Source organism: Acidobacteriota bacterium (assembly GCA_016208495.1).
In the GTDB taxonomy this organism is placed as follows: Bacteria; Acidobacteriota; Blastocatellia; order Chloracidobacteriales; family Chloracidobacteriaceae; genus JACQXX01.
The window spans coordinates 19,730-43,333 of the sequence record JACQXX010000069.1; the positions used below are offsets into that span (position 1 = coordinate 19,730).

At 49.8% G+C, this 23,604-nt stretch carries 21 protein-coding genes; 17 read left to right on the top strand and 4 right to left on the bottom strand.

Annotation, left to right across the window (positions count from 1 at the left end):
* Window positions 1-9: 9 nt before the first annotated feature.
* A complete protein-coding gene (locus HY774_12630) occupies window positions 10-741 on the top strand; it encodes a hypothetical protein (GenBank protein MBI4749329.1) in 732 nt (243 codons plus the stop codon).
* Between the two features lie 135 nt (window positions 742-876).
* Here the strand turns inward: HY774_12630 and HY774_12635 are convergent, their stop codons facing one another.
* On the bottom strand, window positions 877-1,407 hold the full coding sequence (locus HY774_12635; GenBank protein ID MBI4749330.1) for a TlpA family protein disulfide reductase: 531 nt from the start codon (window positions 1,405-1,407) through the stop codon (window positions 877-879).
* Window positions 1,408-1,748: 341 nt separating this feature from the next.
* Here HY774_12635 and HY774_12640 point away from each other — a divergent pair, with 341 nt between their 5' ends.
* The 6 genes from HY774_12640 (at window position 1,749) to HY774_12665 (ending at window position 6,050) form a co-directional block, all read left to right on the top strand.
* Window positions 1,749-2,222, top strand: a complete 474-nt coding sequence (locus tag HY774_12640; GenBank protein MBI4749331.1) for a DUF4870 domain-containing protein — start codon at window positions 1,749-1,751, stop codon at window positions 2,220-2,222.
* Entirely contained in the window at window positions 2,219-2,932 is a 714-nt protein-coding gene (locus HY774_12645) for a gamma-glutamyl-gamma-aminobutyrate hydrolase family protein (GenBank protein MBI4749332.1), read from the top strand. The genes HY774_12640 and HY774_12645 overlap by 4 nt, the downstream gene beginning before the upstream one ends.
* A 16-nt stretch (window positions 2,933-2,948) precedes the next feature.
* Complete coding sequence (locus HY774_12650; protein ID MBI4749333.1) at window positions 2,949-3,395, top strand: hypothetical protein; 447 nt, start codon at window positions 2,949-2,951, stop codon at window positions 3,393-3,395.
* Window positions 3,396-3,549: 154 nt separating this feature from the next.
* Complete coding sequence (locus HY774_12655; protein MBI4749334.1) at window positions 3,550-3,795, top strand: hypothetical protein; 246 nt, start codon at window positions 3,550-3,552, stop codon at window positions 3,793-3,795.
* A 79-nt stretch (window positions 3,796-3,874) separates the two neighbouring features.
* Window positions 3,875-4,678 carry a hypothetical protein gene (locus HY774_12660; GenBank protein MBI4749335.1) on the top strand — a complete coding sequence of 268 codons (804 nt, stop codon included), beginning with the start codon at window positions 3,875-3,877 and terminating at the stop codon, window positions 4,676-4,678.
* Window positions 4,679-4,697: 19 nt separating this feature from the next.
* Window positions 4,698-6,050, top strand: a complete 1,353-nt coding sequence (locus tag HY774_12665; protein ID MBI4749336.1) for a glutathionylspermidine synthase family protein — start codon at window positions 4,698-4,700, stop codon at window positions 6,048-6,050.
* A 70-nt stretch (window positions 6,051-6,120) separates the two neighbouring features.
* On the opposite strand, the gene HY774_12670 is transcribed toward HY774_12665, so the two are convergent.
* Complete coding sequence (locus tag HY774_12670) at window positions 6,121-7,374, bottom strand: glycosyltransferase family 4 protein (GenBank protein ID MBI4749337.1); 1,254 nt, start codon at window positions 7,372-7,374, stop codon at window positions 6,121-6,123.
* A gap of 275 nt (window positions 7,375-7,649) precedes the next feature.
* On the opposite strand from HY774_12670, the gene HY774_12675 reads away from it, so the two are divergent.
* The 7 genes from HY774_12675 (at window position 7,650) to HY774_12705 (ending at window position 19,248) form a co-directional block, all read left to right on the top strand.
* Window positions 7,650-10,031: an SUMF1/EgtB/PvdO family nonheme iron enzyme gene (locus tag HY774_12675; protein MBI4749338.1), complete on the top strand. Its 2,382-nt coding sequence runs from the start codon at window positions 7,650-7,652 to the stop codon at window positions 10,029-10,031.
* Window positions 10,032-10,054: 23 nt separating this feature from the next.
* Window positions 10,055-11,494, top strand: a complete 1,440-nt coding sequence (locus tag HY774_12680) for a carboxypeptidase regulatory-like domain-containing protein (GenBank protein ID MBI4749339.1) — start codon at window positions 10,055-10,057, stop codon at window positions 11,492-11,494.
* A gap of 206 nt (window positions 11,495-11,700) precedes the next feature.
* Window positions 11,701-12,645, top strand: a complete 945-nt coding sequence (locus tag HY774_12685; GenBank protein MBI4749340.1) for a methionyl-tRNA formyltransferase — start codon at window positions 11,701-11,703, stop codon at window positions 12,643-12,645.
* 168 nt (window positions 12,646-12,813) lie between these two features.
* The gene (locus tag HY774_12690; protein ID MBI4749341.1) at window positions 12,814-16,437 is read left to right on the top strand and encodes a protein kinase; all 3,624 of its coding nucleotides are present in this window, start codon (window positions 12,814-12,816) and stop codon (window positions 16,435-16,437) included.
* 163 nt (window positions 16,438-16,600) lie between these two features.
* Window positions 16,601-17,374 carry a DUF309 domain-containing protein gene (locus tag HY774_12695; GenBank protein ID MBI4749342.1) on the top strand — a complete coding sequence of 258 codons (774 nt, stop codon included), beginning with the start codon at window positions 16,601-16,603 and terminating at the stop codon, window positions 17,372-17,374.
* Window positions 17,375-17,524: 150 nt separating this feature from the next.
* Window positions 17,525-18,550: a VWA domain-containing protein gene (locus HY774_12700; protein MBI4749343.1), complete on the top strand. Its 1,026-nt coding sequence runs from the start codon at window positions 17,525-17,527 to the stop codon at window positions 18,548-18,550.
* Window positions 18,551-18,741: 191 nt separating this feature from the next.
* On the top strand, window positions 18,742-19,248 hold the full coding sequence (locus tag HY774_12705; GenBank protein ID MBI4749344.1) for a Uma2 family endonuclease: 507 nt from the start codon (window positions 18,742-18,744) through the stop codon (window positions 19,246-19,248).
* 98 nt (window positions 19,249-19,346) lie between these two features.
* Here HY774_12705 and HY774_12710 read toward each other — a convergent pair whose 3' ends face one another.
* A complete protein-coding gene (locus tag HY774_12710) occupies window positions 19,347-20,693 on the bottom strand; it encodes a hypothetical protein (protein MBI4749345.1) in 1,347 nt (448 codons plus the stop codon).
* A gap of 186 nt (window positions 20,694-20,879) precedes the next feature.
* On the opposite strand from HY774_12710, the gene HY774_12715 reads away from it, so the two are divergent.
* On the top strand, window positions 20,880-21,542 hold the full coding sequence (locus HY774_12715) for a hypothetical protein (GenBank protein ID MBI4749346.1): 663 nt from the start codon (window positions 20,880-20,882) through the stop codon (window positions 21,540-21,542).
* Window positions 21,542-21,931: a hypothetical protein gene (locus HY774_12720; GenBank protein MBI4749347.1), complete on the top strand. Its 390-nt coding sequence runs from the start codon at window positions 21,542-21,544 to the stop codon at window positions 21,929-21,931. The genes HY774_12715 and HY774_12720 overlap by 1 nt, the downstream gene beginning before the upstream one ends.
* Before the next feature lie 97 nt (window positions 21,932-22,028).
* On the opposite strand, the gene HY774_12725 is transcribed toward HY774_12720, so the two are convergent.
* On the bottom strand, window positions 22,029-22,688 hold the full coding sequence (locus HY774_12725) for an inorganic pyrophosphatase (GenBank protein MBI4749348.1): 660 nt from the start codon (window positions 22,686-22,688) through the stop codon (window positions 22,029-22,031).
* A 311-nt stretch (window positions 22,689-22,999) separates the two neighbouring features.
* On the opposite strand from HY774_12725, the gene HY774_12730 reads away from it, so the two are divergent.
* Complete coding sequence (locus HY774_12730) at window positions 23,000-23,593, top strand: hypothetical protein (GenBank protein MBI4749349.1); 594 nt, start codon at window positions 23,000-23,002, stop codon at window positions 23,591-23,593.
* The last annotated feature ends 11 nt before the right edge of the window (window positions 23,594-23,604 follow it).

The window sequence follows — 23,604 nt, forward strand, 5'->3', positions numbered from 1 at the left end:
GAACCCCCAATGTCCATCACTCACCTGATTCTGATTGCCTGTCATGCGGTTTATCTGGGCCGAACTCAGGATGAAGCCATGCTTGATCAAAGCTGGTGCTTGCAGACATTCCAGTTTGGCGAGCCAGTTTTTTATCTTGAACATATTAAATCTGGCATTTCCCTGGCGGCGCAAAGTCCGAACTCGCTGCTGGTCTTTGCTGGTGGTCAGACACGCCGGCAAGCCGGCCCCCTGAGCGAAGCCCAGAGTTACTGGTCGCTGGCTGAGCAATGTGGCTGGTGGGAAAAGCCCGAGGTCAGAGATCGAGCCACAACCGAAGAGTTTTCACGAGATTCTTTTGAAAACCTTCTCTTTGGCATCTGTCGCTTCCGCGAATATGCCGGCACTTATCCAGAGCGGATTTCGCTCATCAGTTGGAAGTTCAAACAAGAGCGATTTGACCTCCACCGTCAGACAATTCGGTTTCCATTTGAGCAATTTGAATATCTTGGTGTCAACAATCCACCAAACCTGGAAGCAGCCATGATCGGCGAACACCAAAACGGACTGATTCCTTTTTCCCAGGATCCATTTGGCACAGGCCCGGTGCTGGCCGCCAAACGTCACCACCGAAATCCGTTTCACCGCCAGCACGGCTACGCAGCAAGCTGCCCAGAAGTAGCTTCACTCCTGAACTATGCCGGACCAGATCTATTTCCAGATAAACTTCCCTGGGAAAAACACAACGGGCACGCCACCTGAGTGACGTGCCCGTTGGGGAAGATTAGGGTTCAGGGTTCAGGGAAAAGACAAAAGGGCCAAAAAAGACGAAAAGGGCAAAACCAGGATTTCGAAAACCCGGAACCTGGAACCCGGAACCCGGAACTCTAAATGGTCTTATTTCTCTGCCAGCAACGCATTGATGTCAGCCACCACTTGCTGCTTGTTGATGCGTGTGGTGTATGACTTCCGGAGTTTGCCTTTGCGGTCAATGATAAAGGTTTGAGGAATGGAACCAGTCACGCCATAGCTTGATGAAACTTTGCCAGTGCTCATGACCACCACGTAGTTCAATGGGTTCTTTTGGAGAAATGTCTTGACGACATCTGGACCGCCGTCAATCGAAAGACCAACCACCTGCACGCCTTTGGGCCCCAACTCGCTGCTGATAGCATTGAAATCGGGTAATTCAGCGATACAGGGACGACACCAGGTTGCCCAGAAATTGAGCACCACCACCTTGCCACGATAGCTGGCGAGCGAAACTTTGCCGCCATTGATATTGTCCAGAGAAAAAGCCGGTGCCGCTTTGGCCTGGGCAGCCTGCACCGAATCGGTGGCGCTCGGCATGGTCAGGAAAACAGTTGGAAGGAAAAAGGCAAGCGCCGCGATGAAAAAAAGTTTGGCTGAATGAGACAGAAATTTCATTGAGAAAGCTCCAGATTGTAAATGGTAAAGTAAAGTGATTGAATCAGTTGTCCACAGAGTACCACAGGATGCTTTTCGAAACTCAAGTCGTCTATGGATTTGACAAATGTTTTGCAATCCAGGAATAGTTCAATATCACTTCTCCTCACACGTTTGTTGACACTCTCTTTTAAACTCGTTTTTGAATAATACCATTTTGCAATGGAATGCCCGTATTAGAAGACAGTCAAGTAATTCGATCAAATAAACTTAGCGAACTACGGACTCCTAACTACGGACGACAAACTGGTATAAGGATATTCACACGGTTAACCCCTTTCCAAACGGAGGATTCTGCCCGAATGTCGAACTACCCACCTTATGACCCTTATCAGCAGCAACAGCAACAATCACAATACCCGTATCAACCACCGCAACAGTCCAACCAGAGCGGTCCAGGTCCTTTCGGTCTTGATCCCCGCGTTGCGGGATTGCTGGCGTATGCTCCTTGCTGCATCGGCTTGATTGCCTCACTGGCGTTTATCTTCACTGAGAAAAACAATCGCTTTGTTCGATTTCATGCCGTCCAATCTCTCTTTCTCCATGCGGTTTTCTTTGTACTTGGGATTGGATTCTCGATTTTGTTCACGATTTTAGGAATGATCCCAGTGGTCAACGTCATTGCCGCCATTGCATCCATTCCATTGAGCCTCCTGTTGCTGGCCGTGCAACTTGGCGCCACCATTTACCTGATGATCAAAGCCTATGGCGGCGAAATGACCAAACTGCCGACGATTGGCGACCTGGCTGAGAAAAATATCAACCTGGGATTATGAAAATCCATTCGTTGCAACACGTTCCATTTGAAGATCTGGCCAGCATCGCTGACTGGGCACAGGCTCGGGGCCACGAAGTTTCAATCACGCACCTGTATCAGAACACCTCACTTCCTGATGTTTCCGAGCTTGATGTGCTGGGTGTGCTGGGTGGCCCGATGAACGTGGATGACGAACACCTCTTTCCCTGGCTCTCCGCCGAAAAGCAATTGATTGCCCAGGCCATCCAGGCCAAAAAACTTGTGCTCGGCATCTGTCTTGGTTCGCAATTGATCGCCAGTGTGCTCGGAGCCAGGGTTCATCCCAATATCCATAAAGAAATCGGCTGGTTTCCGGTTTCACTGACGATTGAAGGCAGCCGGTCACCAGTTCTGGCTGGATTTCCAGCCACTTTTTCCGCATTTCACTGGCATGGCGACACATTTGAACTCCCTCCGGGGGCGGTTCATCTGGCACAGAGCGAAGCCTGTCGGCATCAGGCATTCAGTTTTGGCCGCACTGTGCTGGGCCTCCAGTTTCATCTGGAATCAACCATTGACAGCGTAACCCAGATGCTTGACCACGAGGCTGATGACCTGACGGATGGCCCGTTTGTTCAGACCCAAGAAGCAATCGTGACGGCTGGTCATCACTTTGAAACCAGCGTGACGTTGATGCATCGCTTGCTTGATGCTTTTTCAAGTGAAAAATCTGGGGGAACCACATCCTGAAGGAGAGAATTCTTCAATGATTAACTGGCATCGGCTCTTTGGTATCGCTCTGGCTGATTTCTTTCGTGGTTCACCCTATGTCGTTGAACTTGAAAAAGATTTATCACTCAAGAAGCAACTCCTGGATGTGGTTATTTTACGTCGAACGACTGAGGTTTGGGACCGTCCACTCCCTGATGGGTTCGACAATCTAGCTGAACATAACCTGATTAGTTACAAGTCGTTCCGAGAACCGTTTGATGATTGGACTGTAGAAGAATTGATCGCTTATTATGTAAACTATCGGAAGCAAGTGAGTCCCGCACTGGAAGACTTACTTCCGAAAGAAATGTTTCGACTTTTTGGAATCAGTACTCGATTCCCCCAAAAACTGAGCCTGGAAACCAAATTCACTCAGGTTTTAAAAGGGGTTTATGAGGTAAAATGGGGAGCCACCCAAATTCGGTTGATTGTGTTTAAGTGAGATTGGAGATCAGAAACACAATTGGCTGTGGGAATTGTTTAGTGGCGTTCCAAAACGAGTTCAGGCCGCCGCTACCGATGTGTACCAGAAACACAACGAAGCAAGTACCATTCTAAATCAATTGTTGAAGTTTTACCGAGCGGAGGGATTTCCCATGCCATACACGCTTGAAGAATTTAAGAAAGATGCCCGTGCAGACTTACTCAGTGAGTTGACTCTGGAGGAACGACTTGAGGGTGTACCGTCTGAGGAACTTTTAAAATACATTCCTCCTGAGGCCCTTTTGAAACATGTTGCCCCTGAGGAGCGACTCAAAGGATTAACCATCCAGGAAATTCAGGCATATTTGGAAAAATTACTCAAAGAATCCAGCTCAGAGCCGAAAAACACTGGTGAGTAAAACCATATGAACCAGGCACCAGCTTAATGGTTCAAACCCTGGGGTGTTCTCTACCCATCTTCGACCCCATCAAAAATCCATGAAAATCCCTCGCCGAATTTTCCTTCAAACCGGCGTTCTGGCAGCACTTGGATTGGGTCTGCCTGACAGGAATCACACGGCGTCTGGTGCGCAACACCAGCATTCAGGCGACCACCCGGCAGTGCATGGCATGGTGGTCATGGGTGAAAAGTCCATTTTCCTTTCACACCTGCCGCTCTTTAAAACCGCCACGTACAATTCACCCCACGATTATCAGGTCATTCTCCAGGCTACGTTCCATCACCCGAGCCGAAACGCCATCCAGATTTACCAGAAAGACCGCAAGCAAACCAAAACTCGACTCTACACGCTGGAACCTGAGAAATTTGTGCTCCCGACATTGGCGGGACCAGTTTCAGATGTACCCCATCGGACAAAGTTTCAAGGCACACTCTATCGTGGACACTTTGAGCGCGGCGGCGAACCGATTTTGAAAGACCTCACGGTTCAGGTCTCGCGCGTGGTCCATTTTCGGAAGTTTGATCCGCAAGCGGTCAGACCCAACCAGTTGCAATACCTGCTTTTTGGAAATACCAGCGAACAGTTCCTGGCCCATTTCATTTCCAAACCTCCTGACTTTGACCAGATACTGGCGGTTCAATCACTCACGCCAAAAATTTCAGAAGCTGACTTACGCCAATGCCCAATTCTTTCCATTGCTGACCGATCTGACGTGGCGGCGAGCAAACTCGCTGAAGGGTTTCGCGGCCCAATCCGGCTTCAGACCGGTAAGGCTGCACTCGCCGGACAACTGGCCATCCGAACGGAAATTTATTTCGAAGCCGACGAACTCTCTCCTTAAATCTTTTGGAATCAAACTTATGCTGACAGCTATCAATTACTATCACCAGCTCATTCAAGACGATCCACAATCAGCGCTCAGGCAATGTGATCTGCTTGAGCAAAAATTCATCGAGCGCAACATTACCTTTGCCGGAAAGCCCTCACCGTTTCACCTGCGCCCACATATGATGTCATCAGTTGTGCGGCAAAATCTTGAAAATGCAGCGCATACCGTGCTTGAAGCTTCGCTCAAAGCCGAGCTTGGTTTGTTTGGCGGTGATGCCGAAAAGCTCTATGACGCTCTGTTTGTAAGTGAAAATGAGCGGATTCTGCTCCGGGTTGAGCCGGGGTACCGCGAACGCGTGATCTGGTCGCGGCTGGATGCGTTTCTTGGCGCTGGTGACGACGACATCAAATTCCTTGAATTTAACAATGACGCCCCGGCTGGAATTGGCTATTCGGCGCTGATGGCTCAAAGTTTTCTCGAATTGCCGATTATGGAGGAATTCCAGACCCGCTATCGCGTTGCGGCTGAAGACGCCCGGCCACAGTTGCTCAAAGCGCTGCTTGATACCTACAAAGTCTGGGGCGGCTCCGAACATCCCCAAATTGCGATTGTGGACTGGCAGGACGTCCGCACATCGGCTGATTTTCAGATTTTGCAGGCATTTTTTGAACAGTCAGGCTATCGGACGATCATTTGTGATCCGCGAGCGGTGGAAATGCGCGACGGAAAGCTCTATCACCAGGATTTCCGGATTGATCTGGTGTATCGCCGGGTCGTGACGAGTGAATTGCTTGAAAAATTTGACGAATGCCGTGATTTCGTTGATGCCTACCGTACCCACGCCGCCTGCTTTATCAACACCTTTCGCTGTCGAATCAGTGAAAATAAAGCCTTTATGGAGTTTTTGACTGATCCGTCGCATCTGGGACATTTATCAGCCGACGAACGCCTTGCCCTGGATCGCTACCTGCCCTGGACGCGCCACGTGTCAGCCACCAAAACCGATTTTCATGGTCAGGAGATTGAACTCGGAGAGTTTATCGCCGCCAATCGCGAGCAATTTGTCCTCAAACCGGCTGATTCCTATGGCGGGAAGGATGTCTATGTCGGCACCGAAGTCGAGCAAAGCGTCTGGGAATCCGCCGTTCAAGCCGCCATCAGCCAAACACGATGGGTGGTGCAAGAACGGGTGGCAACTCCGGTTGAACCATTTCCCGTGCGTGTCGGAGACGGGTTTGAATTCCGTGAAATGAAATTTAACGTCAACCCGTTTTATCTGGGCGGCGTGACCTGTGGGGCCGTTACCCGAACTTCAACCGACGCCGTCATCAATGTTTCAGCCGGTGGCGGGAGCGTACCTTCGTTTACGGTATCACCAAAATAATACCAGCCAGTAGTCAGTAGTCAGTAGTCAGTAGTTCACTAAGCTCATTTGGTTGAATTACTTAGCTGTTTTACGATACAGGTGTTCCATTGCGAAATGGTATCCCAATCATTTCCGCAAATTCTTTTCCACGGTGTGACCAGACGTGAGGTGCTGGCTGACTTCTGGTCACACGACTGACGTTCTCCAGATGGGCTCGGTCAGTCGCCAACCGGTTGATTTGCGCTCGCCAGGCGGCAACATCGCCAGCCGGAAGCAGCCAGCCATTTATTCCAGTTTGAATATGTTCGGGAATGCCTCCGACGGCGGCAGCCATCACGGGTGTTCCGACGGTTAACGCTTCAAGGCACACCACCGGCGTGCCTTCGGTTCGCCCGCCTTTGAATTCAAGTGACGGCAGAACCATCACATCCGCTGCTGCCAGCCAGCGCCATTTTTCCGCACCACTGACTTCTCCAAGAAACGTAGCTGCAACACCTCGCCTGAGGGCTTCGTGTTCCCATTGAGTTCGACACGGACCATCACCAGCCACAATCAAATGCACATCAGGTTGATGTTCCAGAGCTTTTAGAACGACTGGAAGTCCTTTAATTTCAACGTGTCTCCCTAAAAAGAACAAAACCAGCTTTGAGTCGGGCAAACCCAGAGCCGCCCGAAGTTCCGCTTTCGACCATTCACGGGCGGTCAGCGCGTCATCTGCCACTCCCATTGGGAGTACAATAATTTTTTCCGCTCCCTGGGGGAGGCGCTCCACCAGTCTGGTTTTGAGTTCTTGACTGACTGTAATGCAGCTTGCTGACCGGTCAATCATCCGCTTCAAAAGAGATACCCCACCGGGAACCTGATTGAGCAACCGCAACCCACCGGAATGTTCAATCATCACGTGGGGCAGGTTGCGTTTTCGGGAAACAGCATGGCCAATCACTGCGCTGGGAACCAACCAGTGTGAACAAACGACATCAGTTTGTGCGGCCAGACAGAGCGCCTGATGATAAAATTCACGATGAAACGGGAGGAACTCAACCCAGGCCGCCGGTTTGGTTTCCAGCATCCGACGCAAATCAGTATCGGCCCGTAACCGTGGCTTCCAGTTTTCCGGTAAATGTGCAAAACAGTGCAGTTGCACACCCGAAGCCGACAAATCATCGGGCAGGGCAGCCCCAGGTGGGGCCAGAACCGTCACATCAGCAAACTGGCTCAGGCTGGTTACCCATTCCGCCACAAACCGACAGGTTGAGGGAAATTCACGACTTGGAAAGGAGCTGGTCAAAACCAGGATACGCGTCCGCTGGTCTCGAACCTCAAATGAAGCTGGTACTATCATGGGTGCGTGATTCTATTCGCCTGATATCGATCTTGTTGAAGAATAACTATTTAGCTTCTTCATAATTCATAATTCATAATTCATAATTCGAAAAAGTGCCTGCAGGTTTTGAGCTTGGTTTTTCAGGGTGCCGGCACTATACTTTTGAGCTTCATTCATTGATCTTCCCGAAATCGTTGTTCGATTCATTTCCTTACTTTGCTGCCAGCACCAATCCGCCGACCTTTTTGCCGTCAAAAGCGTGAAGTGTCGGTCAGTGTTTGGAGAAACGTCTTATGTCACAACCGTCAGATCCGAAAAAGCCACCCGTGGGGGCTGATGAAACTGTCCAGATGGGGTCTGCCCCGCTGAACCCAACGACAGCGGCTGAGAATGCCGATGTCACCCAATATGTTTCATCCGGTAAACCAACCCGGCCCAACATTGACCAGACAGCAGCTTTTCATCAAGCCGACCACAATGCCCCAACTGTGATGGCAACCATTACCACTGGCACGGTGAATAAACCCAATCCGATGCCGGCGGATGTCACGATTGCAACGGGATCGGTTCAGGCTGGTCCTGGCTCGCTTGATGAAACGATTGCCACCGGGTCAAGCCTGACCGGTGAACGGTTTGATTCGACACTGATGGGTGGGTCCGGCGTCATCAGCAATGCCGAGACCATCAATGCCACGGTGGCTGGCGGTAGTACCCCGACCACGCCGGTTGGATCAGCAACCAGGGCAGTTCAATCCAAAGACGGCCTGTCAATTGGCGATTATTTCCAGAAACGATACCGAATTATCAAGCTGCTCGGCGCGGGCGGGATGGGCAAGGTCTATCAGGCACATCACGAAGGTCTGGACAAGATGGTAGCCATCAAGTTCCTGATCGGCAATATGAATGAAGACGCCGAAGCCATCGCCCGGTTTCAGCGCGAAGCCCAGGCCACGGCAAAAGTCTCGCACCCCAACGCCGTCCAGGTGATTGATACCGGCGTTGAAGATGGGATTTGCTACATCGTGATGGAATTCCTGGAAGGTGAATCGCTCCGGGAACGAATCTTTCGACGTGGCCGGATTCCACTGGCCGAAACGGTCCATTTTGCCGAGAAGGTGTGCTACGTGCTGGAGTATATGCACCGTAAGGGCATCACTCACCGCGACTTAAAGCCAGACAATATCTTCTACCAACTCCAGGAGGACATGGAGACGATCAAGGTGCTGGACTTTGGAATCGCCAAGGTTCACGCCACCGCCACGCATGCCGGGAGCGACCTGACCCGCGAAGGCATGATGATCGGCACGCCGCGCTATATGTCGCCCGAACAGTGTCAGGGCCAGGGCGTGGATGGCCGGTCAGATTTGTATTCGCTGGCCGTGGTGGTGTTTGAAATGCTTTCGGGTCAGGTGCCCTATGACGCCGATAATCCATTCAGCGTCGCGCTCAAACAGATCAATTCTCCGATTCCAAAGCTTTCCGAGGTTGCGCCGCATATTCCCGAAGCCGTTTCAGATGTGATCTACAAAGCAATGGCCAAAGCACCGAAGGACCGCTATGCGTCGGTCAAAGACTTTGCCCAGGCGCTGGTGCAGGCGGCCAATCTGCAATCTACGGTGCATATGGAGTTGCTGGCAGGCTCGGCCCCAGTGGATTACTCCAAGATGGAAACGTCGGAGAGTAAAGGCAATAAGACCGCCGGCGGCACGCTTCCGTTGAGCAAAATGGGCGGGCCGACCAAAGCCTTTGGTTCCGAAGGCCCGACGGATGCCCAGAAAAAACCGTGGCTGGTCTATGCCGTGATCGCTTTCCTCGTGATTGGCGGTGTCGGTGTCGGCGGCGTGATCTGGAACCAGAAAGTCCAGGAAGAAAAGCGCCTCCAGGCCGAAGCCGACCGCCTCCGCAAAGAAGAAGAAGCCAAAAAGGCAGCGGAAAATAGCCCGTTGAAGGAATTTGTGCTGATTCCAGGCGGGACGTTCAAGATGGGCTCTAACCAGGCTGATTTTGACAAAGATAATAATCCAATCTCCTCAGACGAGATCCCAGCCCACGAAGTAATGGTCAAACCTTTTTACCTCTCCAAATATGAAGTTTCCAACGCAGAGTACCATGAGTTCATCAAGGCGACTGGACACAAAGCTCCAGATGGTTGGAAAAATGGAAAATTTGGCCCTGGGGAGGACAAGTACCCAGTCGTCAATGTTTCCTGGAATGATGCAGCAGCTTATTGTGAATGGCGCGCCAAAAAGGATGGTGTTCCATTCCGCCTACCAACTGAAGAAGAGTGGGAATTTGCCGCTCGTGGCACAGAAGGACGTTTTTACCCCTGGGGAAATCAATGGAACGCTGACCGCACAAATAGTAATAAAGACCTGGAAAAAACTAGCCCATTAGAAATTAGCTCAAGCTCACCGAAAATCAAAGATGATGTCAGCCCATTTGGAATTTTTGCTATGGCAGGAAATGTCGCTGAATGGACCAGTTCACAATTTGTGGTATATCCAGGTAGTTCATACAAACCTAAACCTACTGATGCTCAGTGCAAAATCTTTAGAGGAGGAGCGTTCAGCTCTGAAAAGCCAGGAACACGAACGACAAGTCGCGTTTGGCTTCTTCCGACTGACATACGTCCCTATGTTGGGTTGAGACTGGCTTCAGATGCGTCAAATAAGTAATGAAATCTTCCTATGAGTTGAACATGACTATTTTGTTTTCCAAAACTTCACAAAAATTCCTGCAAGCCGTTCTCATCATTGGTATTTTTGTATACTCTTTGATCTCAAGTTCTGTAGCTTTTGCTCAAAAAGATCTAGTCATTTTAAGTGAAAAGAAAAAAGTTACACCAACTTACAAACCACCAACAACTGGCTCACTTTCACTCATTTGCAATACTCCGGCAGCCGAGATTTTATTGAATACTAAATCACGCGGGTCAGTCAGCAAAGATGGAAAATTTTCTCTTAAATCGCTGAATAAAGGGACATACAAGCTTGAAGTGCGTGCGGCGGACTATGAACCATTCTTGAAAGATGTCGTGATTGCTCCGGGCCGTTCAGAAATCATTCCAGTTGAGTTGATTCCTAATTTTGGCTACTTGACCCTGTCAAATGTCAGTTTGAAACCAAATGCCAAATACACGGTTGAGGTGGATGGAAAACCACTTGATCCAGCCAACATTGAACTGCAAGGAAAAGAACTCCGGCTCAAAATTTCGCCAACTGGCGAGCGTCAAGTCAAAATCGTGCAAGGGACGCGCACCATTGTTCCCGCAAAGCTTTACAAAGTAGACGCCCGCATCCAAAAAGTTGAGCAAGTTGAGCCACTTAAAGCTGTTCTCATCATCGAGACACTTCCTAAAGCCAGCGTTTATGCCGATGATATCTTTTGTGGTGAAGCTTCAGGTGAAGGAACACTGACAATTGACAAGCTTTCACCAGATGAACCGCACCGCATCCGGATTGAAGCAGATCGGTACCGAACCTTTGAAACCGATGTTGAACTCCGGACTGATGTGGATTCCAAACTCCCGGCCAAACTTGAAGCCATCATTGAATTTGCCGATCTTTTCACCGATTTGAACAAATGGGATGCTCCGGCGGATTGGAAAGCTGAAACGCAACTCTTAAAAGTGCGCGGCGCGCAAACTATCGGAATGCCAAAGGAAGTCGGTTTCCGCAATTGCGAAGTGGCGTTTGATCTCCAACTCGTCAAAGGTGGACGCGCTTCGTGGGTGATTCACGCTAAAGACACAAAGAAAGATTACTACCTGTTCACGCTTGAACTTTCCGGTCCGACCGCCGTGCTCAAAACCTTTGTCTGCCGCGATGGCATTCCCGGAACGCCAGTCCAAACTGATTTTATCCCGGTGCCGGTGGCCGAAAAGAAATGGCATCACTTCCGCATCCTGGTCGAAGGCAACAAAATCAGTCATCTGGTTACGCCCAATGAAAGCCCGGATGAATATTCGGTCAGTCTCTTCCAGGATCGTGACAACACCTTTCCTTATGGCAGCATTGGGTTTGCGACGCTCCAGGGCGAAGAATTCTGGGTTGGTGCCTTTGTGGTCTGCCCCGAAGGTGCCGGATGCCGTCCCGAAATGAAAGCCGCTCCGGTTGATACCCTTCGCAAAAAGCAATGAGTGCCAAAGAGTGAAGCAGTGAAATAGCGAAATAGCGAAAAAAGCTACTCAAGCCCAGGCACTGGGCGACAGAATTAAAGCCACGGGCGGAAGGAGCGTCAGCAACTGAAGTCCGTGGAGCATCAGAAAACAGCCACCTCATCAACCTCCACAATCCACCATTTAAACTTCAAGGGCGCGGTCCGAAGCGCCCTTCATTTACAATTATGCGAATTATCTTTATGGGCACGCCAGCGATTGCCCTGCCGTGCCTTGATCAACTGTTGGCCGACAAACACGAAATCGTCGGCGTTTTTACGCAACCTGATCGTCCAGCCGGACGCGGAAACAAAATCACCGCGCCTCCGGTCAAAGAACTGGCGCTGGAACACAACCTGCCCGTCTTTCAACCGACCAAAATCAAGACTCCGGAAATGCACGAACACTTCAAAAGCCTTGACGCCGATCTGGCGGTGGTCGTCGCCTATGGACGCATTCTCCCCCAGCATCTGCTTGATACACCGCGACTTGGCTGCTGGAATGTCCATTTCTCGCTGCTTCCGAAATATCGCGGCGCGGCACCCGTCAACTGGGCAATTGCCAATAACGAACCATTGACCGGCGTGACCGTGATGCAAATGGATGCGGGTCTCGACACCGGTGATATTTTGCTCCAGACCGAATGCTGGATTGCTCGCGAAGACACGACGGTGACGCTTGGCGAGCGACTGGCTGAGATCGGAGCGCAATCTCTGGCCGAAGCACTCCACAAACATGCCGAAGGCACACTGCCTCGCATTCCACAGGAACACAGCCAGGCAACGTTTGCTCCAATTTTAAACCGCGAAGACGGCTTGATTGACTGGTCACTTCCGGCTGAAACCATTTCGTGCCGGCTACGCGGCTTTCAGCCCTGGCCAGGTGTTTATACGTTGCTCAACGGAACGCGCACCGTCATCTGGAAGGCGACGCCCGGAGCACACAAGGGTGCAGCCACGGCACAACCGGGAACAGTGTTGGGGCTGACTCCGGCTAACCAGCTTGCGGTTGCCTGTAGTGGTGACTCGGCCTTACTCATCGAAGAACTCCAATCCGAAGGCCGTAAACGACTTCCAGCCCGTGACTTTACCAATGGCATGCGACTGGCAGCGGGAACGGTTTTTGGCAGTTAGGGCTTGGGGCCTGGGGCTGAAAAACCAGGGCTGAGAGCTTGGGGCTCAGGGTATTGAACCCATTTTCTTCAGCCCCGAGCTTGCGAGTCTTCAGCCCCAAGCCCTCAGCCCCAGGCCCTGGTTTTTCAGCCCCAGGCCCAAACCACAATCTCCCGATTCATTTTTCAAATGGCGCATGTCACCCTGATTTCATTCCAATCTCTGGTACGAAGTCTGGTCATCTTGTTTGGCTTGCTGATCAGTGCTGTTTGGCTCTCGCCGGTGCTGGCTCTCGACCCGCACAAAGCTGTTTCGCAGTACATTCATCACGTCTGGCGCGATGAACTTCCACAAGGTTCAGTCCTGTGCATCACCCAAACTCAGGATGGGTATTTGTGGTTTGGCACGTACGAAGGACTGGTCCGGTTTGATGGCGTGCGGTTTGTGGTCTTCAACAAACAAAACACCCCAGCGATTCAAAGCAACCGAATTGTCTCAGTCTATGAAGACCACCAGCACCGGCTCTGGATCGGTACGATTGGCGGCGGTGCCGTGTGTTATGCAGACGGTACGTTTACGGCCTACACCACCAGGGAAGGACTGCTCAACAACACTGTCCGGGCATTCTTTCAGGATCAGAATGAAACACTTTGGATTGGAACAGATGGTGGGCTCAATGCCTGGAAAGACAACCAGTTCTCAAGTTTTACCAGGGCAGATGGATTGTCGAGTAACCTGATTTTGACTTTCCTTCAGGATTCAACCGGAAAGTTCTGGATCGGAACCGAGGGTGGGGGCATCAACCTGTTTGATGGAAAGCAGTTCCAGACCTTTTCCACAACTGACGGATTACCTGATCTGTCAATTTACGCGATTTGTGAAGCCCAGGATCACAGCCTGTGGATTGCCACCGAGCGTGGCATTTGCCGATTTGCCGATGGACGGCTTTCACCTGTCCTGCCTCAACCGGGATTAGCCAGTTCTTTTATTTTGGCGATTTATCAGGATCGGGATCAAAATATCTGGGTTGGCACAAATGATAAAGGCGTCAGCCGCATCGTGAATGGGACGTATTCGGCTTATACCGAAGCCGAGGGGCTTTCGCAGAATGTTGTCCGATGCTTTTTTGAAGATCGCGAAGGGAGTCTCTGGATTGGCACCAACGGCGGGCTGAATCGCCTGCAAAACGGCAAATTCACTCCGTTGACGACGACTGAAGGTTTGTCTGGAAACTATGTTCGCAGCATCAGTCAGGATCTGGCAGGCCGGATCTGGATCGGTACAGATGGCGGCGGTGTCAATTGTTTGGAGAATGACAACCTAACCCACTACACCACAACTGAAGGACTTCTGAGCAATCAAGTGAAATCAGTTTTCCCGAGCCGAACTGGCCAGATCTGGATTGGAACAGATCGTGGCCTGAACTGCCTGGAAAATGGGAAACTGCGCGCCTATACCCACAAACAGGGGCTCCGTTACGAAGTTGTCTATGCACTTTGGGAGGATCAGGCTGGCGCACTGTGGATCGGAACTGATGGTGATGGGGCCTATGTTCTTCGAAATGGTATATTTACGACCTATACTATGGCTCAGGGTTTGCGGTCTAATCGTGTGCGGGCCCTTTTTGAAGATCGAAGCGGGGCCATCTGGATAGGGACGATCAATGGACTCAATCGCCTGTCGAATGGAAAAATCGAAAGCTTTGCCGAACCACCATCACTGTCCTTAAACAATGTCTTTTCTTTTTATCAGGATGCCACTGGTGATCTCTGGATTGGAACCTCGGATGGGCTACATCGGTATCACGACGGCCACTTTACTCGCTACACAACCAGAGATGGCTTGTTTGATGATGTGGCCTTTCAAATTCTGGAAGATAGACAGGGATTTTTCTGGATAAGCACCAACAAGGGCATCTATCGCATTGCACGACAGGCATTTGACGATTATGACCGAAAAATTATCGCGGTGCTGCCCTGTGTGGTTTACGGGAAACCTGATGGAATGCAAGCCAGTCAGTGCAATGGGGCTTCGCAACCAGCCGGCTGGAAAATGCAGGATGGTTCACTCTGGTTTCCAACGACGGCAGGGGCAATTGCCATTTCACCAGATCACATCGCGACCAACCCGCTTCCGCCGCCGATGGTGATTGAACAGGTGGTGGCAGATGGCGAAGTGCTTCCGACCGCAAAGAAATTTTCCGTGGATCCAGGCAAGAAATACATTGAGATCCACTACACCGCATTGAGTTTACTCTGGCCAGACAAAGTCCGATTTCAATATCAACTGGTTGGGTATGACCCAAAATGGATTGATGTCGGCACCCGCCGGGTCGCGTTTTACACCAAGGTTCCGCCCGGTGAATACCGGTTTCAGGTTCGAGCCTGCAACAATGACGGCGTGTGGAATGAAACCGGCGTCACAATGGTCCTGCACGTCAAAACGCCCTGGTGGATGACCATTTGGGCGGTTGCGCTCTATGCTGGGGTTGGTATTGGTGGGCTGTATGGACTGGTTCAATGGCGATTTCGAACCATACGGCGGCGTGCCGAACAACTTGAACTCAAAGTTACCGAGCGAACCAACGAACTCGCTCAAACGGTTGAACAGCTTCAACTTGCCAAGAACGAAACTGAGCGGAAAAACATCGAACTCAAGGTCGCCAAAGACCAGGTTGACCACAAAAACCGTGAACTGGATCACAAAATCGAAGAACTCATTGCTTCGCAACAACAGGCAGACCGGATTTTTTCAGCTCTGGCCGAGGCATTGCCGGGAACAATCCTTGATGGGAAATACCGGCTTGATGAAAAAATTGGCAAAGGTGGGTTTGGTGCAGTGTTTCGAGCCCGCCACCTGACGCTTGACCGACCAGTGGCCGTGAAGATTTTTAAACCTTCGCCGGGTAATGATTCCGCCGAAGCGGTTGAACGCTTCAAGCTCGAAGGGATTTCCGCTTCGCGGTTGAATCATCCAAACGCGGTCAATGTCCTGGATTCCGGTATTTCACACGAAGGCATTGCCTATCTGGTGATGGAACTCCTTGAAGGACACTCGCTGGCGGAAGAACTTCACCGACATCATCGGCTGTCACCCAAACGCTGCGCCACGATTTCAATTCAGATCTGCGAGGCCCTGGCCGAGGCTCACCGATTGGGGATTATCCATCGTGATATCAAACCGGAAAACATTTTCCTGACCCAAACTCCGGAAGGCGAAGTCATCAAAGTCGTGGATTTCGGCATGGCAAAATTGCAGGAAGCAGGTGGTAACGAGCAGGCCGATCTCACACTGACCGGGCGAATCGTTGGAACGCCCAAATATATTGCCCCAGAACGCTTTGCGGGGCTTTCCTATGATGGGCGCTGTGATATATACAGCCTGGGAGTGACCATGTATGAAATGTTATGTGGGAGTCCGCCGTTTCTGCCCAAAGGTGACAATGTGTGGAGTCTGATCAACGCTCATTTACAAGAGCACCCACCGGCCATCCGGGATCGAGCCCCGTACCTGACACCCGATATCGAGGCCACCGTCCTGCAAACCCTTGAAAAAGACCCAACCCGTCGCCCCAGTGCCAGCGAGTTGATTGAGTTCTTAAAGCAAGACGGGTGGGATTTGGATTGGGCAAAAGACACAACTACACAGTCTGAGGCGAAATCGTCAACCCAGACTTTTTCCAGAGCTAAAACAGCCGAATTGATAACTCAATCTCTCGCGATGGAAATCAACACAACTCCAACGGAGACGCTGGTTGTCGAAACGTCAAACAATTTGGGGGCTGAAGAAAACGGGCTGAAGAAGTCGGGCTGAAGAACTGGTTTTATTTCATCCCTCATCTTTCATCCCTCATCCCTTCAGTTGCCCCAAGCCCTCAGCCCTGTTTTTTTCAGCCCCAAGCTTGCGGGTCTTTCGCTTCAAACTCTGAGCCCTGGTTTTTTCAGCCCCATTTCTTCAGTCCTGAATTGAAACTTTCATGACATCATCTATTTTGACTTGGCTGGATGTATGCCAGCAACTTCGACTCAACACCCTTCCACTGATTGAGGGTCAAGGCATGCCTGTTTTTGGGCTTCAGTCAGTTGAACAATTGAGCGACATTGATCGGCATGGGCTGAAACTCGCGGCACGATTGGGTTTAAAACCCCGGTTGGCGTGCCACGCGCAGTTGCCTGACTGGATCCAGGCACGATTGGAAATAGAATGCACCGGCCAGCAAGACTCAAATTTCATCTCCTATCAGCCTGGAAGTGTGGTTCAATGGCTCAATCAACAGGCGAACACTGAAACACTGGGCACCGTCTGGCGTGACTATCAAACCAGCCGGGATCATCCATTTACACCACCAATCGGGTCAACGCTCAAGGAAAGCTGGCCACACTTGCGGCTGGGCCTGGTGGCCGGAGTTGATTTATTTCAGGCAAGTGAATATTACGCCGCGCACGAAGCCTGGGAATCGCTCTGGATACGCCTTCCAGAAGGTTCAGAAAAGCTCTGTATTCAGGCACTTATACAACTTTGCGGGGCGCACATTCATCGGTTGAAAGGGCGCATACATTCGCTTCAAACTATGTGGACCAAAGCCCGACGGAATCTTGAAACTGTGGCCCTGGACATTGACTGGCTGGCAATTGACCAACTGATCTGTGATTCTGAACGTGCACTGTCATCTACACTCAATGCACCAATTGCGTGGCCCGTCATTCCACTTGTTAATCGTCACGCTGACGTGCCACGCAAGCACCTGTAATCAGGGGTTGGGGGTCAGGGGTTGGGGGTTTCGAAACCAAATACCAGTCACCAGTCACCAGTCACCAAATTTCTGGAGAGTTTCATGAAGGTTCGCCAAGTTCGCACAATAGCCAGGGGATTGCTGTTATTTTGTATATTGAGTTGGGGGGTGCCAGCATCGTTGATGGCGGTGGCCCAGCAGGAAGAGGAAGAGCCTGAAATTAAGATTGAAACGCATGTGGTCTCAATTCCCGTGGTGACTCGCGACAACCGGAACCGAATTGTGACAGATTTGCGTGATATTGATTTTCGACTCTTTGAAGACGAGGCGGAAGTTCCAATTACCTACTATGGGCTCGATAAAACGCCGGTTGATGTGGTGCTTCTGATGGATAGCAGCCGGAGCGTCCGCGAAGAACTGAGCGCGCTCCAGGAAGCCGCCTTTGAATTTGTCCGCCATCTCAACCCTGATGACCGCGTTTCAGTCTGGTCATTTTCAGACCGGGCGGAACGGTTGTGTGACTGGACTCCAGTCACTGACCCGAAAACGATTGCGGCGGCGCTCCGGTCACTGGACGCCAGCGGAAATACGGCGCTCTATGACAGCATTCGGTCAGTGACCAATCATTTTATGGGATTGGCAGCCGATACGCTTCCCAGCAGCCGCCCCCGACGGATTGCTGATCCGAAACTTCCTGCCACCGGGCTGATTTCGCCGACCAATCGCCGCTGTATCGTGATTTTGACTGATGGAGACGATACCAGTAGTCGCAATACCAACCTTGATCAGGCCATTACCGAAGGCAATCGTTCTGAAGCGAGCGTGTATGTGATTTCGCGTTCGCGGGTGATTATTCGTGGATTGGAACGGGTGCTGGATTCAAGCGGGGTTTCAAGCTCCGACCGGTTGCTAGCCCGTGCCCAACGCGACCGGATGAAGGCTTCGGAAAAAGCAATGATCAATCTGGCGGAACGAACCGGCGGGCGCGTGCTCTTCCCGACGGATGACAGCTATGTGGCGGACAGTTACACGGAAATCGCCTACGAACTGCACCAGCGCTACAGCATCGGCTACACTCCACCTGGCGACCCGCACGATGGGAAATATCACTCCCTGCGGGTCGAATGCCGCCGGCCAAATATTCGGTTGTGGGCCCGGGAAGGCTATTTTGCGAAGTCGAAGGATGGGAAGTAAACCCAATCGGGCTGAGGGCTGGGGGAAATATAGGGCTCTCAGCCATATAGAAAACAGGCTCAAATTGAATGTGGATGGTCATTTGATATGGCTGACTTTCCGGCAAACACTTTGCTTACGGTTGACGGATATCTTGATTTGAACGTGCCTCAGAAGAACGGCACGAGTATCTGGATGGGCAAGTTTCTCCGATGGAAAGTGTTACCTACAGGCACAGTACAATCACCGTTCATTTGATTGTTGAACTTGGTCAGCAACTGAAAAGAAAACCCCATGAAGTCCTTTCACCAAATATGAAAGTGAGAAGTGGAAGATTTGTGAGTGGGAATCAGGTGATGTCAGGGATTTTTTCTTACCCGAACCTCACTGTTGTGGGTGATTCGCCTGAATTTCACGATTACCACCAGGATATTTTGCTCAATCCAAAAGTGATCTTCGAAGTTTTGTCTCCTGGGACAGAGACCTTTGATCGAACTGAAAAATTTGATCGGTATCGTGAAAACCTGGAAAGTCTGACCGATTATGTCTTGATTACCCAGGATCAGCCGCTGGTCGAACATCGGCACCGACAAGCCAATCGCGAGTGGGCCACGACGCTGGTTTCCGGCATTGAATCAGTACTGGAGCTGCCTTCGATTGAATGCCGGCTGCAACTTTCGGAACTCTATGACCGGGTTGAGTTTCCGGCTGAGCAGTAAGTCCCCAAAATGATTCCAAAACCTCTATCAGTAGTCAGTACTCTGTTGATTTCAAAATGTTTGACTACTGACTATTGACTACGAACTACTGACTGGCATTAAAACTCCCAGCCAGCGAATTGCTCCCGTTTGGGAATCTTCGCTGCAATTGATTCAAACCATTGCTTTTGCGATTCTTCACTAAACCGTATTTCGCGAAGCAAACAGAGTTCAACCAAAGCTTTCAGTTGTTCTGTCAAAATGGCCAGTTCAATCCAGTCAGGCTGATCTGTTAAAGGTGGATATTTGCCGGAATCAAGGCCGTATTTGGCCGAGACAACCCTTTGTGAAAATTCCTGATGAGTTCCAAATGTGGTTCCAACAATATGTTCAAAACTGGCTAAAACTCCTAGAAGACCTGGCTCAATCATCAATTCAACCATTGTCTTCAAATTATTTTCCGGTTGTTTTCCAGCTTGAACAACTCTGACAAAGTACCAACCACACAGAGCAGCTAAAAGGTCCTGGAATTGATGGCGCACCAGCCGTGAGGATCTGTATAAGACGTCAATATAGAGAGCAATCACTGGACGAATTTCTCGACATGCTTGGAACCAGCCTTTCACGACAGATTGTGGATCAGCTTCTATATCACCAAAAGTGAAAACCATCTCATGTGTAAATTTTCTGGTTGATAATTTCTCTAAATCAGGCAATTGCCTATGCAAGAGCAGAGGAAGCGGCTGATCCATATGCATTGTTGTTATTCGGCAATCCTTATTAATACCAGTGAATGAAATCAGGGAAGGAGGCCCTCCCATCGCCAGTGTTAAGAAGTCAGCTACTTCTCTTTCCCGTTCCAGGCACTTTTTTAGGCTATTGAATTCCTGAAACTGGATTTCAATCACGGCTTCTTGAGAGAAGCCAACGTGTGTTGGGAAACCAAGCGGACGGTTTTGCTCATGTATCAGATTCAAATCAAATCGAAGCTCACCTCCATCTATCGGCACCACAACGGGTGACAGGCTCTCAACCTCTATGAATTTGAATCGCCCAGCTTCTTTTTTTGCTAAAATCCCACTTTGTCCATACCATTCAGTCAATCCTGAGTAAGAAAGCTTGATTTCGTCAAATCCAATTTTATCCAGTGATTGGAAATGCCACCTCTCAATTATCAGGTTTGTCTGGTAAGTTGTTGTTGAATACCCACTACCAAAACTTGAATTCGTTTCCAAACAGCGAACCAATGTATATTCTTTGCCGGTAGTGGAACGCCCTAGAATAATAGGAATTCTGTTCCAGTCCTTATGTTTCCAAATTACAGAATCTGAATTTGTAGTGATGTTTAAACTCCCTAGAATATCAAGTTGTCCGCCATCTGAATCTAAAAAGCGTAAAGTTCCAGCAACTGGTTTGTCAGGGAATTCCGGAAGCCACCAAAATCCTTTTTCTTCAAAACGCCCCATATAAAACCTCAGATAAACCTACTAATTTACAATAGTTGTCATCACTTGTGATCTTCACATGCCGATTCCTTACATATTCTATCTCTTCCCAAGCTAACATATTTAAAAGGGTTGTTCGATACTAACTTTTTATGGACAATTTATAAAAGCTACTTACCTTTGGCTAAATAAGGAGCAGAAAAAACAATGTCAACACCGAAGAAAATCCTTGAGTTTGGAAGCTATCATAATCCATTAACGCCACCTCAAGCATCTGCTCTCTCTGATTCAACAAAGTATGAACCAAATGCTGAAGCTGATTTAATTGACTTAAAAGAACATCTCATCTCTGGAATTCTTTCTGAGTTACCTGCAGATCCTCAGCAATTATTTGAGCATTTATCGAACTGGTCCTTTAAAGACATCCGACTCCTTTATGATATCCTTTCTCGAAACCGAAACCTGGTAAATACTTTACAGACAAGGCATCCAGGTCGCTCACATCAATTAGTTATTGATTCGAGAATAGAAACACTCCTCGAAGAACTGAAAACCCTGGGTGTGCTCATTCCGGAACCTGATCAAGTCAAATCCTATTTAAACCAATACCCATCCTTGATGGAAAAGCTCCCTGACATTTGCGCCAAAGTCAAAACAATCCCTCAAAACCCAGCCGAATTCTCACTTGAAGTAAAAAAGCGAATTGAGTCTCAAGAAGAAGTGTTCACCCTGTATGTGCGCCCAAGTCAGTATGATGATCAATTATTTAACAAACTGCTTGATGCAATGGAAGAATTTGGCGAGTGGCTTTCAACACAAGAAGGGTGGATCTACGTCACAACTGATTTTCAATCGGTAAGGAGGGGGTAATGGAATTCGATTGGAGAGATTTATTGCCTCTTGCTAAAACTCTTCAGGAGAATTGTCCATCCGGAATCACACCTGAAGCTGCATATCGAACGGCTATAAATCGTGCTTATTACGCTGTCTATGGTCATGCACTTCGTTTTGCGATTGAAAAATACAGTTATATTCCTCAAGGAAGCGCAAAAGATCACTCCGGGGTAAGAAGACATTTCCAAAGAACAAGACCACGGCAACTCTCCACAATGCTTGAAAAACTCTATGAAAATCGTGAGAAATCTGATTATGAGGCGATAGTGCAAGATCTGCCATATCTGGCTAAAGAATCTGTTGACCAGGCTCAACAAGCATTGGACTTCATTGAAAGCTTCTGGAGACCCAGTTCACCACCTTAATTATCTCAATTGAAAGCATCATTTGATAGTATCTTTTTTTCCCAATATTGATTTGGGGCTCAGGGGCAAGCAATTATTGCTTGCCCCTACTCTCTTATTATTCCAACCCCCCAAACTTCTCAACATAATCCTGACGGCTCAGGTTGATGATGCGGTGGGCTTCTTCGGCGCCAAAGACGTGCGTGATTTCCGTTTCGCGTTTGGCGGCGCCCGGGATGTCTTTGTAGGTCAAAAAGTAATGCCGCAGCCGTTCAATCAAACTTTCCGGGCATTGGGAAATATCGGTCCATTCACCATACAGCGCGTCGCGATGGAGCACGGCGATGATTTTGTCGTCCGATTCGTTGCCGTCAATCATTCGCAAGCCGCCAATCGGCACGGCGCGGACCATAATGTCTCCGTGTTGAATCGGCTTTTCGGTCAAAACGCAAATATCAAGCGGGTCTCCGTCACCGACGATTTTGTCAATGCGTCCGGTTCGCTCGGCGCAAAAGGCGCCAATCCGGTCACCGCAATAGGTTTGCGGGATTAAACCATAGAGCGACGGACAGTGATTTGAGTACTTTTGCGGGCGATCCACTTTGAGATGGCCCGTGGTTTTATCAACTTCATATTTCACCGAGTCGGTCGGAACGATTTCAATGTAGGCATTAACGAGCCGTGGAGCATCGTCGCCAACCGGGATTCCATGCCAGGGGTGGGCTTTAAAAAGCCGTCCCATGACTTTCCAAAAAACCATTTGTGCTGTATCTACCATTGGGATAAGTCCTTCAAATTACGAAAATTACAGAATATTGCAGGCATCTTTTCGGCAAGATTTCTTTCTGGCGATGGGTCGCCATGAAGGGTTGATGAACGCAGAAGGAGGACTCCCAATATAGCTGAATCAACCCATTTCTTCCAATTGATCCCCGTTGAGATGAAGAAAAAGAAATTCTCTCGCCTGAAGGCAATACTCTGAACTTTTTCGATTTTTATTTTTTCTTTTCCATTCTGGGCATATAATGCCGGGCAGTCCTTGCACAAATTATGCCCCTGACGTTCGCTTGCCGGACAAAGGACAGGTGTATGACTGATCCCCCTTTCCGCAGCCTTTTCTCCGAACCAGCCACGAGGGTTTCGCGGGAAAACCTCCTCCGTAGTTCTCAACAACAACACCTCAATGAACTTCGGCCCGGTTTGTTGGAACGCGCCGAGCAGACTGACCTTGGCGTGCTCCTCGATGCCGATCACTTTGGCAATCAGATGCTCTATACAGAAGTGTTTGAGGCTGTTTTTGCGTCGGTACAATCGGACCCAGCCGCGTGTTCACGCATGATTGCCTTCCTCAACGAACACGACCAGTTGCCTGTCACTCAAACCTTTGCTCAGTTTCTGCTTGAATCGTTTCAAAACCAGCCGACACCAACCACGGCCCGGCAATGCCTGTTCTTTTCAGCTCGCACCGGCTCGGCGGCACTCTATTCCCAGATGGTTGACCAGATAATGGCGTACTGGCGACGTGGCAGCCTGACTGGAATTGAGCCGGCAAATCTGGCGGCCCTGATTGAAAGCCAGTTCTGGCTGCTACCCGTTCAAGTCCGCTCATCCGGAGACGGTCATGTGTTTAAGCGTGTTCTGGCTTTGATTCGGCGTGAACTGACGGCCCAGGAGCTTTTCTGATATTGAGTGAA